The organism is Paenibacillus sp. M-152 (assembly GCF_003856555.1).
Taxonomy (GTDB): domain Bacteria; phylum Bacillota; class Bacilli; order Paenibacillales; family Paenibacillaceae; genus Paenibacillus; species Paenibacillus polymyxa_C.
This window is the reverse complement of the sequence record NZ_CP034141.1, coordinates 62,539-76,427: the sequence shown is the minus strand read 5'-3', so window position 1 is coordinate 76,427 and position 13,889 is coordinate 62,539. Positions and strand designations below refer to the sequence as shown.

11 protein-coding genes and 1 pseudogene are annotated in these 13,889 nt (G+C 48.3%); all 12 read left to right on the top strand.

Annotated features, from left to right (window positions below; genetic code table 11):
- Nucleotides 1-88 precede the first annotated feature (88 nt).
- A complete protein-coding gene (locus EGM68_RS00345; RefSeq protein WP_025679378.1) occupies nucleotides 89-1,150 on the top strand; it encodes an LCP family protein in 1,062 nt (353 codons plus the stop codon).
- A 45-nt stretch (nucleotides 1,151-1,195) separates the two neighbouring features.
- Nucleotides 1,196-1,624 carry a CBS domain-containing protein gene (locus EGM68_RS00340; RefSeq protein ID WP_013373897.1) on the top strand — a complete coding sequence of 143 codons (429 nt, stop codon included), beginning with the start codon at nucleotides 1,196-1,198 and terminating at the stop codon, nucleotides 1,622-1,624.
- Between the two features lie 120 nt (nucleotides 1,625-1,744).
- Nucleotides 1,745-2,047 (top strand): MazG-like family protein, encoded by a 303-nt coding sequence (locus EGM68_RS00335; RefSeq protein ID WP_013373896.1) that lies wholly within the window; start codon nucleotides 1,745-1,747, stop codon nucleotides 2,045-2,047.
- A gap of 5 nt (nucleotides 2,048-2,052) precedes the next feature.
- Complete coding sequence (locus EGM68_RS00330; RefSeq protein ID WP_129548488.1) at nucleotides 2,053-2,970, top strand: DUF2232 domain-containing protein; 918 nt, start codon at nucleotides 2,053-2,055, stop codon at nucleotides 2,968-2,970.
- Between the two features lie 11 nt (nucleotides 2,971-2,981).
- Nucleotides 2,982-4,970, top strand: coding sequence for a DHH family phosphoesterase (locus EGM68_RS00325; protein ID WP_013373894.1), 1,989 nt, complete (start codon nucleotides 2,982-2,984; stop codon nucleotides 4,968-4,970).
- Entirely contained in the window at nucleotides 4,967-5,410 is a 444-nt protein-coding gene (rplI, locus tag EGM68_RS00320; RefSeq protein WP_013373893.1) for a 50S ribosomal protein L9, read from the top strand. The genes EGM68_RS00325 and rplI overlap by 4 nt, the downstream gene beginning before the upstream one ends.
- 2 nt (nucleotides 5,411-5,412) lie before the next feature.
- Nucleotides 5,413-6,771: a replicative DNA helicase gene (gene dnaB, locus EGM68_RS00315; RefSeq protein WP_013373892.1), complete on the top strand. Its 1,359-nt coding sequence runs from the start codon at nucleotides 5,413-5,415 to the stop codon at nucleotides 6,769-6,771.
- Nucleotides 6,772-7,147: 376 nt separating this feature from the next.
- A complete protein-coding gene (locus EGM68_RS00310; RefSeq protein ID WP_013373891.1) occupies nucleotides 7,148-8,434 on the top strand; it encodes an adenylosuccinate synthase in 1,287 nt (428 codons plus the stop codon).
- A 230-nt stretch (nucleotides 8,435-8,664) separates the two neighbouring features.
- The gene (locus EGM68_RS00305) at nucleotides 8,665-9,321 is read left to right on the top strand and encodes a hypothetical protein (protein ID WP_129548487.1); all 657 of its coding nucleotides are present in this window, start codon (nucleotides 8,665-8,667) and stop codon (nucleotides 9,319-9,321) included.
- A gap of 309 nt (nucleotides 9,322-9,630) precedes the next feature.
- On the top strand, nucleotides 9,631-11,154 hold the full coding sequence (locus tag EGM68_RS00300; RefSeq protein WP_129548486.1) for a M23 family metallopeptidase: 1,524 nt from the start codon (nucleotides 9,631-9,633) through the stop codon (nucleotides 11,152-11,154).
- Between the two features lie 233 nt (nucleotides 11,155-11,387).
- Nucleotides 11,388-12,119 carry a response regulator YycF gene (yycF, locus tag EGM68_RS00295; RefSeq protein WP_013373888.1) on the top strand — a complete coding sequence of 244 codons (732 nt, stop codon included), beginning with the start codon at nucleotides 11,388-11,390 and terminating at the stop codon, nucleotides 12,117-12,119.
- Nucleotides 12,116-13,876 (top strand): annotated as a pseudogene (walK, locus tag EGM68_RS00290) (cell wall metabolism sensor histidine kinase WalK); the annotation flags it as partial. The gene yycF and the pseudogene walK, both read left to right, overlap by 4 nt.
- Nucleotides 13,877-13,889 lie beyond the last annotated feature (13 nt).

Below are 13,889 nucleotides of genomic sequence, written 5' to 3'. Positions count from 1 at the left end.
ATGCTTTGAGGGGAAGTTTCCGCTTCATGAGGGACCCATCCGGTTTAATGAAGAGATGGGATTTGTGGACGAAAGAAGGAAGGAAGCCATGATGGAGAGAAGACATAAGAGAAGGACCCGTGGAAAGCCCAAAAAGAAAAAGAGGTTTACCGCTCTATATATTTCATGTATTGTCTTGCTTTTAGTTGCAGTAGGGGGCTATCTATTCCGCAAACAGTTGACGCTCGTGGCTTTCGACTGGTTTGTGTCACCGACGCTGGAAAGCAAACTGGAGAAATCCTACCAGCCTCGTCAATCCGCGGAACAGCAGCCGCAAGAGAAGGTGGCTTACCAAAAGGAGCCTTTTTCGGTGTTGCTACTGGGAACGGATCAAAGGCCAAACGAAAAGGCACGTGGTCGCTCAGATACGGTGATATATGCTGCTGTTCGGCCCGCAGAATCGCGTGTGCTCTTGGTCTCCATTCCAAGGGATACGTATGTACAGATTGCCGGACATGATTCCAATCGAGATGGCGAGGATGATTTTGATAAGTTAGGGCATGCTTATGCGTTCGGAGGCGAGGATATGTCCATGGCCACCGTAGAGAAGCTGATGGAGCATAAGGTCGATTATTATGCTACGATTAATTTCCAGGGTATTCAGGATGCCGTGAATGCAGTGGGTGGAGTTGTGCTTCCTATCGATCAGCCCATCGAGAATAAAAACCCGCTGCATATCAAGTTCCGTATTGAGGCGGGCAAGCCGCTTTATAATGGTGAAGAAGCCATGTATTATGTTAGGTATCGGGAAGATAGCGACTTCAACCGTACAAAACGTCAGCAAATTTTTTTGAACGCTATGGCCGATAGGCTGCTGAATATCGATGGAATCACCAAGATCCCGGAGTTGCTCGATATTATGGGGGCCAATTTCACAACGGATATGGAACCTGCCTTTATTACTGGGCTTGGCAAGCAAGCTATTTCACAGGGGAATCCACAAATTTCAAGTTTTACGATTACGGGGGAAGGGTTCAAGAAAAAGGGTCTGTACTATGACCGGGCTAATGAACAGGAGCTTGAATATGCCAGACTTATGATTGCGAACTGGCTAGACTCTGATACAACCCCGCAGACGCTGAGGCTTCCCGACAAGCAGGACATTCAGTGAGTAATCAATTGATTTATATTTGATTTTGAGGGGGATTCGTTTCTCATGAATATCGCTTTTTTCTTGCTTCCCAAACAAGAGGTCGCTTGTGTAACGGCGGATGCTACTCTACGGCAAACATTGGAACGAATGGAATATCACCGGTTCACAGCGGTTCCTATTTTGGATAAGGAAGGTAGATATACGGGTACGGTTACAGAGGGCGACCTATTGTGGCATATGAAAGAGTCTGAGGGGAAAATCACCTTTGAAAACGCTTCTAAGTTTATGCTCAAGGACGTTCCGCTGCGGGTTTCGATGAAACCTGTATCCATTGATGCCAATATGGAGGATCTGATTAATTTGGCGAAGGTACAAAACTTTGTGCCCGTCGTGGATGATATGGAGCGGTTTATCGGTATCGTGCGCCGCAGCCAAATTATTGAGTATTGTGAGAAATTTGTGTCTAAGGAATCGCTTAATACTTCAAGCTAAAATAAGCAGCAGAGCTGCTATGAAATAACGATTTACCCTATGGGGTAACAGTTATTTTCAAAATAGGATATGCTATAATGGAGAATAAAGCTTTTTCAGAGGGGTGTGACTCTTCATCATATGCCTAAAGAAATGGATGTAGTTAAACGAGCCAAGGTTATTGAATGGCTTAAAACAGAGGTGCTTGACCAAGTCTCCCGTCTGTTTAAGGCGATGTGGGAAGGCAGTACAGTCCGTATTGGTGATTGTTTGGCCAGCCTGGTGATGAGCAGTTATATTCTGGGGAGGCGTCTTGGGGTGTCTTACCGTGAATTGGATGATCTACTCATCGACAAGCTAAGAAAGCACAGAAAAGAAGGACACCAGTTGGAGGATTGGTATCAGGACATTTCCGCACTGGAAGAACATATGCGTAAGAGGTGAAAACGTTGAAATTCCGCTTGGCCACTGTAGCATGGAGCGTTATTTATTTGCTTCTGCTGCTGACTCTATTGACACCATTTAGAATTATTACCGTATTTTTTCTGATTGTGCCTGGCGCTGTATTGTTTTCATCGCTGCCTTTCAAAGGTTTTCTGGTTCACGTCATACCGGTGCTTTTAATTATAGCGCTACTCGATGTGTATTCGCTGCTTCCTGCGATTTACTTTCTGATTCCTTCTATATTGATGGGACGGGTATATAAAAAGGGAGGATCTGCCTTTCAGGCGTTGATGACCGGAACGGGCATTATTTTAGCCGAATTGTTGTTTGTACTGTTTATCGCTACGTATTCCTTCGGGTTTGATCTTTCACAGTCCCTTCGTGATCAGGCTGAGATGTCGGCCAGTATTGTACAGCAGATTTTGAGTGCGAATCCGATGTTTGCGAATATGAGCTGGACAGCTGAAGATACGCAGAAACTCGGTACAATGCTGATTGGTAAAGTTCCATATGTGATGATTGTCAGCTCGTTCATACTGGCAGTGATCACACATGCTTTGGCACGTCCAGCGTTGAGTAGTCTCGATGTGCCGGTACGTAAAATGAAGCCTGCCCGCCAGTGGATGCTACCGCGTACGCTGATCTGGTACTATCTGCTGGCAATTGTAATTGGATGGATAGCGGATTCTTCCGATAGCAGCTGGATTCAAACGGTCTCCATTAGTATGCTACCGCTGATCCATGCATGTTTTATTATCCAGACAATTGGTTTTGTATACTTCTGGACGCATAGCCGTAAAAAGAGCCCGGTGATTGCGTTGCTGCTGTCGCTCGTCGTTCTGGTGTTCCAGCCGCTCCGCATTATAGGTATTATTGATTTGGCCTTTCCGCTGCGTGAAGCTATTACAAGATCAAAGAAATAGGGTGAACAGTCATGCCTAAATTTCTACAAAAACGCTGGCACGGCTATCAGACGGTCTGGGCGTTTTTACTGCTGCTGGTGCTTGTCATATGTATTTCCATGTACAACTGGGAACTGGGTGTGATAGGACTGCTGCTATCATTCTTGCTCGGCGGACTGATGCTGAAGACGGAGCTGGATTTTCGTCGGGAACTGAATCAATATATCAGTGGTCTTTCCTTCCGGATTAAGCGGGTGGAGGGAGAAGCGATCAGTACACTGCCGTTCGGTATCATTTTATACAGTGAAAATCGAACCGTAGAATGGCACAATCGCTTTGCCAGTGAGATGTTCGAGGAGCAATCATTGATTGGAGAGCCTCTTCAAGATTTGTTTCCTCAACTCGCAAATGCTCTAAGCACTAAAAAAGAAACGAAAGAACCTGCTCGTGAACTAAAGGTGGAATTACAGCATGATGAGCGTCATTATCAGTTTCTAATCGTGCCTGATGAGCGTCTGATATATTTGTATGAAGTGACGGAGCTCGCGGTACTGCGCAAGCAGTATGAGAACGAGCGGTTGGCGCTTGGTATCGTCATGCTTGATAATATGGACGAGGCTGCTCAGGGAATGGACGATCAGCAGCGCACCGCGCTTATTGCGAAGGTTTCCAGCGAGATTACGTCCTGGGCCAATCAGTACAATATTTATTTGCGCCGGTTGTCATCTGAGCGTTATCTGATTATGCTGAATCATAAAGCACTCCAAGAGCTAGAGCAGAGCCGATTCGTCATTTTGGATACCGTGAGGGAAATGACGGCGGATTTGAAAGTACCGATGACATTGAGCATTGGCTTGTCTTTCGGCGCAGAGAGTATCAAGGAGCTGGGCGAGTTGGCCCAGTCCAGTCTAGATATGGCGCTTGGACGCGGGGGGGATCAGGCAGCAGTGAAAGCGGGACAGCGCCTGTCCTTTTATGGAGGCAAGTCCAATGCTGTCGAGAAGCGTACCAGGGTGCGAGCCCGAGTCATTGCACATGCGCTGCGTGATCTGATGCAGGAGAGCGACCGCGTGCTGATTATGGGACACAAAATACCGGACATGGATGCAATAGGAGCAGCTATCGGTGTATGGAAGGCCGCGGCACTTTACAATGTAGAGGCCCATATCGTACTGGACAAATCCAATCCGTCTATTGACCGAATGATGGAGCAGGTAAACAAGGATGAGAAGCTGTCGCAAGCGCTCATGACACCGGAGCAGTCGCTTCAGGTGATGACCGAGCACAGCCTGCTGGTTGTGGTGGATACGCACAAGGCTTCAATGACGATTGAGCCTCGTCTGGTGCAGACGGCCAGCCGGGTGGTGGTTGTGGATCATCACCGTCGGGGCGAGGAATTTATTAATGATTCTGTTCTAATCTATTTGGAGCCATACGCGTCATCGGCCTGTGAACTGGTGACCGAGCTGCTGCAATATATCCATGAGAAGGTCCAGCTGACACCGCTGGAGGCAACATCACTGCTGGCGGGGATTACGGTGGATACCAAGCATTTTTCCCTGCATACAGGCTCACGTACGTTTGAGGCTGCTGGCTTCTTAAGACGTAGTGGAGCAGATACAGTCATGATCCAGCGCATGTTAAAAGAGGACCTGGATGAATATATTGCTAAGGCGGAAATTATTAAGCATGCTAAAATGATATATGGGCATATCGCAATTGCGGTGACCGAGCCCGGACAAAAAATACCGCAGCTCCTGATTGCTCAGGTGGCGGATTCATTGCTCAATATGACGGATGTACTGGCCTCCTTTGTGGTCAGTGAACGTCCTGACGGCCTGGTGGGGATCAGCGCCCGTTCACTCGGACGCATGAACGTACAGGTCGTCATGGAACGGCTAGGCGGCGGAGGACATCTGACAAACGCAGCGGTTCAGCTGGATTGCTCGCTGGAGGAAGCTAAGCGCAGAGTGGTCGACGTTCTGGCCGAAATTGATGGGGAAGAGGGGTTATTTGAATGAAAGTAATATTCATTAAAGATATGAAGGGCCAAGGTAAGAAGGGGCAGATTAAGGAAGTGTCGGACGGTTATGCAGCGAATTTCCTGTTGCCACGTGGGATTGCCCGCCCAGCAACGGAAGGAAATATGAAGACGCTGGAAAACCAAAACGCTGCTGAGGAAAAACGCAAGCAAGAGGAAAAGGAAGAGGCACAAGTACTCGGCAAAAAGCTGGAAGAGACTACAATTCAGCTCAAAGCAAAGGCTGGAGAAGGTGGACGTCTGTTCGGCGCAATTACAAGCAAGCAAATCGCAGAGGCTGTTGCTAAAACAGGCATCAAGCTGGACAAACGCAAAATCGAGCTGGAAGAACCGATTCGTACGTTGGGCGTGACTCAAATGACCGTCAAGCTTCATCCTGAGGTCAAAGCTACGCTGAAAGTACAGGTGACTGAAGAATAATTATGGGCGGCGAATTTTTTGATCGGATTCCTCCGCAAAATCTGGAGGCTGAACAGGCGGTTATCGGGTCTATTTTACTTCAGTCCGAAGCACTGATTACCGCAATGGAGCGGGTGCAGACCGAGGACTTTTACGATAAAGCTCATCAGATGATTTACGAAGCAATGATTGAGCTGGGTGAATCCGGACAGCCGATTGACTTGGTTACGCTGACCTCGAAAATTCAAGACAAGGGACAGCTAGAGGATATCGGTGGTGTCAGTTATCTGGCGAAGTTGGCTCACGGGGTGCCAACAGCGGCTAACGTGGATTACTATGCCCAGATCATTGAAGAAAAAGCGATGCTTCGTCGCTTGATTCGTGCAGCTACACAGATTGTGAGCGAAGGCTATAGCAGTGGCGAGGATGTCGCCGGCATGCTGAGCGATGCTGAGCGCAAGATTATGGAAATCTCCAACGGGCGCTCAGGCAGTGGCTTTATTGCCATCCGCGATGTCGTGATGGAAGTGTTTGACCGCGTTGAATTGCTGCATCAGAACAAGGGCAACACGACCGGAATTCCGTCCGGCTTTGTTGATTTGGATAAGATGACAGCGGGTTTCCAGCGCAATGACCTGATCATTGTGGCTGCTCGTCCATCTGTAGGTAAAACGGCATTTGCCCTGAATATTGCACAAAACGTTGCAGTACGGGCAAAAGAGACGGTTGCCATCTTCAGTCTGGAAATGTCGGCGGCTCAGCTCGTGCAGCGGATGATCTGTGCCGAGGCTAACTTGGACGCGAACGTCATGCGGACAGGTGAATTTAAGGGCGATGACGATTGGGCGAAGCTGACGATGGGCATTGCAGCCTTGTCAGAGGCGGAAATTTATATCGATGATACGCCCGGCATCACTGTGGCTGATATCCGAGCCAAATGCCGCCGTCTCAAGGCGGAAAAGGGACTGGGTATGATCGTTATTGACTACTTGCAGCTCATTCACGGACGCGGCAAAGCGGGCGAGAACCGGCAGCAGGAGGTATCCGAAATTTCACGGACATTGAAACAAATCGCCCGTGAACTTGAAGTGCCTGTAATCGCCCTTTCCCAGCTGAGTCGGGGTGTAGAGCAGCGTCAAGATAAGCGGCCAATGATGAGTGACTTGCGGGAATCAGGTTCCATCGAGCAGGATGCTGACATCGTTGCGTTTCTGTACCGGGATGATTACTATAATCAGGAAACAGAAAAGAAAAATATTATTGAAATTATCATTGCCAAGCAGCGTAACGGCCCGGTCGGTACGGTAGAGTTGGTATTTCTTAAAAATTATAATAAATTCGCTAATTACGAGCGTGCCCATTCGGATGCGTTCGCCGGTTAATATATTAGTATGTTTAGAAAAGGCTCTTTCGACGCGGGTATCGCGATTTCGAGAGAGTCTTTTTTATAGAATTCATATATTTTCATAGAACGATTGAAACTCTCAATTACGAACAATACTATTTTCATGTAATATAATGTTCGCTTTTTATTTGACTTTGAAAAATGGTACTGGTACACTTATAGTGCTGCTTCAACGTAGCGGGAGATCATTACGCCCGGGGCTTTCCGAACTTGTGGAATGTCTGCGACGGACGTTTTTTCCTGCTGTCCGAGAACGCTTCATATCTGCCCGCTGAGGCGGCTGAAGCCAGATATGTGTTAGCGCGTCAGCTCAAAATCAGAGTGTCTGTGGGCACTCCACGGAGGAATGAAACATGTCAACTGTAGTCGTTGTGGGAACACAATGGGGAGACGAAGGCAAAGGTAAAATCACGGACTATCTGGCGGAAAGCGCTGAAGTGGTGGCCCGTTACCAAGGCGGAAACAATGCTGGTCATACGATTCTCATTGACGGTAAAAAGTATAAGCTGAGCCTGATTCCATCCGGCGTTTTTTATGAAGATAAAAAGTGTGTTATTGGCAACGGCATGGTAGTGAATCCAGCCGCTCTTATTGAAGAAATTACTTATATTCATGATAATGGATTTTCCACAAAAAATTTGGTCATTAGTGACCGCGCACATGTCATTATGCCTTACCATATGACGTTGGATGTGCTGGAAGAAGACCGCAAAGGTCCTAACAAAATTGGTACTACCCGTAAAGGGATCGGTCCTGCTTATATGGATAAAGCTGCACGTAACGGTATTCGTATTGCTGATTTGCTGGATGCAGAGGAATTCGAAAAGAAACTGCGCCATCTAACGAAGGAAAAGAATCAAGTGATTGAGCAAGTATACGGCGGCGAGCCGCTGGATGTTGAAGAAATATTGAAACAGTACCTGGAATATGCTGAGTTTATCCGTCCTTATGTAGCGGACACGTCTGTTGTGCTGAACGATGCAATCGACGCTAATCGTAAGGTGTTGTTTGAAGGTGCGCAAGGCGTTATGCTCGATATCGACCAAGGTACGTATCCATATGTTACGTCCTCTAACCCGTCGGCTGGCGGCGTATGTATCGGTTCCGGTGTAGGCCCGTCCAAAATTCAACAAGTGATCGGTGTAGCTAAATCATACACAACTCGTGTAGGTGATGGACCTTTCCCAACGGAGTTGAACGATGAAGTCGGCGATTACATTCGTGAAACAGGTCATGAGTACGGTACGGTTACAGGACGTGCTCGTCGTGTTGGCTGGTTTGACAGCGTCGTTGTCCGTCATGCCCGTCGTGTCAGTGGATTAACGGGTCTTTCCCTGAACTCGCTGGACGTTTTGACAGGCCTAAAAACAGTTAAAATCTGTACAGGCTACAAATATCGCGGTGAGATCATCACGCATTATCCAGCTAGCTTGAAAATGCTGGCGGAATGCGAAGCGGTATATGAGGAATTGCCAGGTTGGAGCGAAGATATTACTGGCGTAAAAACGTTGGAGGAACTGCCTGAAAATACACGCAAATACGTACAACGCGTATCCGAGCTGACAGGCATTCCAATCGCTATTTTCTCGGTTGGTCGTAACCGCGATCAAACGAACCAAGTGCTTCCAATTTATTTGTAAGACATCTATAGGATTCTATGAAGGCGTCATGCCTGTTCTAAAATATAGCTATTCCTGCACGATTAGGAGAGAGAGGTGGTTAATTCCTTTCTCTCCTTTTTTCTGTGTAGTTGTGTTTGTGCTAGTTTTACATATTCCAAGGGTTAAAAATCGTCATATCTCGTCAATACTGGTCTATATGCACTTCATGATGTACACATGGCAAGATGCGTATAAGGAGGTAAAGGGATATGAGGTGGCTTGGATGGCTGCTTAAAAAAGGAATGACGGTGGTGCTGGTCAGCGCGCTGACACTGGCAGTGACCGGTGTGGTCGTGAATGCCTATGTTCAATCACTGCTGCGGCAGTTTAACATTCAGCTTGATCACCAGCCGATATGGGGATGGAGTTGGCTAAAAGGCAGCGCTGGTACTGACCAAAGTACAGGCACAGGGAAGAGCAAGACGACAGGGAGCGACTCTGGAGGTGTAACACCGCCTGATAATGCTTTGCCTGTCATGGGACAGGGCTTAGAAGAAAGAGGACATGAAGCTGGTGGCTCATCCAATGGAAAGGAATCTCAGGAAGGGGCCACATCGGTGGGAACACCAGGCAGCGAGTCGCGTCAGCAGGCAGAAGGTACAGCTACACCCGAAACGAGTATCGAAGGTCATGATTTGGTCATTACGCCCGACCATCTGACAGAGAAAAAGAACAATTTACCGGCGGCTCAGAAGCAGGAGATTTTTACGATTCTCATGAATAAACTACCGCCGGAGGAGATGCAGAAAATATCAGCCGCGATGGAAGGCGGTCTCACCGAGCAGGAGCTGCAAGATATTCAGCAGGTGCTTGCGAAGTATTTGACCAAAGAGGAATATAACAAGTTGATGGGTATGCTTAAATAATGCATAAATAAAAAGCATAAATGTATGGGGAATGTTAATGCTCAAAACAGGACTGTAGAATCCGCGCCAGGCGCGGATTTTTTTGCGTTCAAGGAAGTAATTGGGGTGTAGTTGAATTCTTTGTAAAAGCTATGTTAAAGTAAACTGTGTTGTGAAAAGGTTAATTTTTTGAAACCTTTTACGTAACTATGCAATGCTAGATAGCGACTATTATCATAGATAAGCTTGTAAAAGGGCTACTTTTATCATGTAAAAAAACAATAATGAACGCATTTAATAGAGATAGGATATGCTGAAAAGGAGAGAACCATGGAGGTTTCTAAGGGGAAGTTATCACCAGACCACAGGAGTGGAAATTCAAGTGTTGAGGGCAATTCTGCTGATAAAGCAGGGAAAATAGCAACATGGTGGAGCGGACGGAAAAGATGGTTGAGTTGGACGGCAGGCGGCATTGTGATTGTTGGCGGTCTGATTTTTGCTAGCAATCAGTACGTTGGAGCCAATACAGTTCCTTATTATAAAGTATATGTTAAAGGCGTTGAGGTCGGCAGTATCCTGAATGAACAACAGCTTAAGCAGCTGTACACAACGAAGAGCAAACAGTATAAAGACAAATATCCTGACGTGGAAATGGTGCTCAATACGAGCGCGGTAACGACGAGCACGGAAAAGGCATATAAGGCGGATATCGATAGCGCAGCCACGCTGAAGAAGCTGGACGGCATGCTGACTGCCTATGCCAAAGGAGTAAAAGTGAAGGTCAATGGACAGATGGTTGGCATTGTAAAGGATAAAGCGACTGCACAAGCGGCTTTAAAGCAAGTGCAGAAGAAATACATACCTGCAGGTGAAGGTACGGCGACAGGCATCAAGGGGCTGGTTCGCAAAGCATCTGTGGGTAGTAGTCATGCTAGCGCAAGCACTAAAACGCCTAAGGCATGGCTGGAGTCTGCCAGTATCCGAGAAAAAATTGCGTATGAGCCAGTAAAAGCAGATCCCAACAAGGTGCTGACGGAGGAAGAAGCGGTTAAAGTGTTGACCGAAGGGCGTGAAGCTCCTACAACCTATACGGTGCAGGAAGGCGATTCATTGTCGTCGATTGCCACCAAGTTCAATACGACGGCTTGGGAGATTAAGCAGAACAATCCCGGTCTGCGTGAGTTGTATTTGCAAATTGGGGACGAGTTAAAGGTCACGGCTCCAAAGGTACCTGTCACGGTACGAACGGTAGAAAAGGTCGTTGAGCAGATTGCTATTGAGCCTGAGGTGGAGATTCGCCAGAGCGATGAATTGAAGGCAGGGGTTACGAAAGTCGTTAGACCGGGACAAGCAGGTCTTAAAGAGATGGACTATCGTTTGACCAAAGAGAACGGTGAAGTTATACAAGAGGAATGGCTCGGCCAAAAGGTACTGCAACCGTCTGTAACTGAGGTGGTTCTTAGAGGAACGAAGGTTATGGGAGAGGGCTCTGGACAGTTCGCTTGGCCAGTGTCCGGTGCTACGATGTCGAGCAGCTTTGGCGCACGTTGGGGACGTATGCACGAGGGGGTCGACTTAGTCGGCAGTCCTGACATTCACGCATCTGATGAAGGTGTGGTGTCATTTGCAGGTCAGCAGAATGGATACGGCAATGTCATTATGATCGATCATGGCAACGGCTACCAGACGGTGTACGGGCATTTGAGCAGCATTGGCGTTCATGTAGGACAGGTTGTTCAACAAGGCGAGTCGATCGGAGTTATGGGGAGCACAGGACGCTCAACAGGAACGCATCTGCATTTTGAAATTCGCAAGGATAATACGGCACGCAATCCCATGACGTATTTAAGATAGATTTGATGCTTATATCGTTAGCTACATGATTGACGAAGAACAAGGAGAAAGGCCATGTTTTTCTGCATGCTTAACAGCAGGTGCAGGCATGGTTTTTTTCTGCGTAAAGAAAAGGGGCTGGAAAAGTAATGGAATAGCGTACGGGTATGATAGAATAGAATAAGCATCTTATGGGCGCTAACAAACGAAAAGTTAATGATAGATGATGATCCGTGAGAAGAGGTGAACGCTGTATGCAGGGGACGATTCTAGTAGTGGATGATGAACAACCTATCGCTGATATTTTGAAATTTAATTTGGAAAAAGAGGGCTACGAGGTCATTTGCGCCTTCGATGGAATCAGTGCAGTGGATATTGCGGTTAAGCAACAGCCAGACCTGATTTTACTGGACCTGATGCTGCCGGGCATGGATGGTATGGACGTATGCCGCGAGGTGCGTGGACATCAGCTTCAGACGCCAATTATTATGCTGACTGCGAAGGATGGGGAAATCGACAAAGTGCTAGGGCTGGAGCTGGGCGCGGACGATTATGTGACGAAGCCGTTCAGCACACGGGAATTGCTGGCACGGGTGAAGGCACAGATGCGTAGACAGCAACGCGGCGTGGCGGGCACGCCGGAAAGCCGCCCACAGGAGGATAAGCAGGGGCTGCGCGTAGGCGATCTCTTTTTTGATGCGGATATGTATACAGCCTATAAAAACGGAACTCCACTTGACCTGACGCATCGCGAGTATGAACTTCTATATTATATGGCGAAAAATGCAGGCAAGGTCATGACTCGCGAGCATTTGCTTCAAGCGGTATGGGGATTTGAATACTACGGGGATGTGCGGACGGTAGACGTGACGATCCGGCGGCTACGCGAGAAGATTGAGGAAAACCCGAGCAAGCCGGAGACCATCCTGACACGCCGTGGCCTCGGATATATCGTTAGCGGGGGCAAAGGTGGCCTGCGGGCATGAGATGGCTGTCTTTCTTTCGCACCATTCATGCCAAGTTGATTATTATCTATGTACTACTTATTTTGGTGGCCATGCAGTTGATTGGAGTCTATTTTGTCAGCTCGATGAAGAACTCTTTGACGAGTAATTTTACGCAGGATTTGCAAGCACGGGCGGAGATGCTGTCCGTGCTGGCGGAGCAGGATCTGAGCGGCAGTGATGGCAAAATGGAAGAAGATAGCGTCGAAAGTCTGCGTGCACGCGTAAATAACTTGTTTGATTTCAGCGGCGCGGAAATTCAGGTGCTGGATGCCAGCGGCAAAGTACTGATTACTTCTCAAGGCTCCCACGCTGACTATGTCGGACGTAAAAATACGCAGACAGTGGTTAGCCGCGCACTTCAAGGAATCCGTGATAACGAGGAATATATGGTGGACGAGGATAACGTCCGCAAGAAAGTCGTCGCCAAGCCTGTCATCAGCCAAGGCAAAATCGTCGGCGCAGTGTACATCGCTGCTTCCATGGCTGAGCTGTACGATACGATGAAACGCATTAACAATGTGTTTCTCTCAGGTATGCTGATTGCGCTCGCATTAACGGCTGTGCTGGGCGTGGTATTGGCCCACACGATTACGCATCCGATCAAAGTGATGACACGTCATGCAACAGAGGTCGCTGAGGGCAAATTTGACCAGCAGATGCCGGTGTTTGGCGAAGATGAAATCGGTAGGCTGAGCGTGGCCTTTAACTATATGACAGGACGTCTGCGTGAGGCATTGTCGCAGAATGAGGAGGAGAAGGAAAAGCTCTCCTCCATCTTGACCAATATGAGCGACGGTGTGGTCGCTACTGACGATCATGGCCGGGTCATTCTGGTCAATCGCCGGGCCAGCGCCATGCTGGGCGTGAACGAGAATGAAATGACTGGCAGACATATTGCGGTACTACTGGGGATCGACCCCGAGGAAACTGAGGCTCTGTACAGCGGCTCGTCCGCTTCTACGCTCTTGCAGCTGGAGCCAGCCGGTCAGGATGAACCCATCGTCATCCGTGTGACCTTTACGCCGATTCATCGGCGTGAATTTGGCATTACGGGTACGATTGCCGTGCTCCAAGACGTGACAGAGCAGGAGGAGATGGAGACGACGCGGCGTGAATTTGTCGCTAATGTATCCCATGAGCTGCGCACACCGCTGACGACGATCCGCAGCTACGCTGAAGCGCTGGATGACGGCGCGATGGCTGAGCCGCAGCTCGCAGAGCGTTTTGTGGGTGTTATACGCAATGAGACGGAGCGTATGATCCGGTTGGTTACAGATTTGCTGCATCTATCGCGGCTCGATTCCAATGAAGCGCCTTTGCGGATGCAGCCTGCCGATGTGATGGAGATGCTGGACGAGGTCGCGGATCGGTTTTCTTTTCAGATGAAGGAAAATCACATTCGCTCAGGCATGTTCGTAGAGCAGGGGATTGGCAAGGTCGTAATCGACCGCGATCAGATTGATCAGGTGCTGGACAATCTGATGTCCAATGCATTGAAATATACGCCAGAAGGTGGAAGTATTCGGATCGAGGCTCGCCGCAACAATGAGGGCATGCTGGCTATTTCGGTGCAGGATACTGGAATTGGTATTCCAAAAAAAGATCTGGACCGGATTTTTGAACGGTTTTATCGTGTGGACAAGGCGAGATCGCGCAATATGGGTGGCACGGGACTGGGGCTGTCGATTGCCCGGGAAATTGTAAAGGCCCATGGAGGCCAGATTTTCCTGGAGTCCGAATATGGTCAGG

What these genes read in the sequence shown, in the direction of transcription:
- EGM68_RS00335 (WP_013373896.1), top strand. Translation starts at nt 1,745, where the DNA reads ATGCCTAAAGAAATGGATGTAGTTAAACGAGCCAAGGTTATTGAATGG.
- dnaB (WP_013373892.1), top strand. Translation starts at nt 5,413, where the DNA reads ATGGGCGGCGAATTTTTTGATCGGATTCCTCCGCAAAATCTGGAGGCT.
- EGM68_RS00345 (WP_025679378.1), top strand. Translation starts at nt 89, where the DNA reads ATGATGGAGAGAAGACATAAGAGAAGGACCCGTGGAAAGCCCAAAAAG.
- EGM68_RS00340 (WP_013373897.1), top strand. Translation starts at nt 1,196, where the DNA reads ATGAATATCGCTTTTTTCTTGCTTCCCAAACAAGAGGTCGCTTGTGTA.
- yycF (WP_013373888.1), top strand. Translation starts at nt 11,388, where the DNA reads ATGCAGGGGACGATTCTAGTAGTGGATGATGAACAACCTATCGCTGAT.
- rplI (WP_013373893.1), top strand. Translation starts at nt 4,967, where the DNA reads ATGAAAGTAATATTCATTAAAGATATGAAGGGCCAAGGTAAGAAGGGG.
- EGM68_RS00305 (WP_129548487.1), top strand. Translation starts at nt 8,665, where the DNA reads ATGAGGTGGCTTGGATGGCTGCTTAAAAAAGGAATGACGGTGGTGCTG.
- EGM68_RS00300 (WP_129548486.1), top strand. Translation starts at nt 9,631, where the DNA reads ATGGAGGTTTCTAAGGGGAAGTTATCACCAGACCACAGGAGTGGAAAT.
- EGM68_RS00325 (WP_013373894.1), top strand. Translation starts at nt 2,982, where the DNA reads ATGCCTAAATTTCTACAAAAACGCTGGCACGGCTATCAGACGGTCTGG.
- EGM68_RS00310 (WP_013373891.1), top strand. Translation starts at nt 7,148, where the DNA reads ATGTCAACTGTAGTCGTTGTGGGAACACAATGGGGAGACGAAGGCAAA.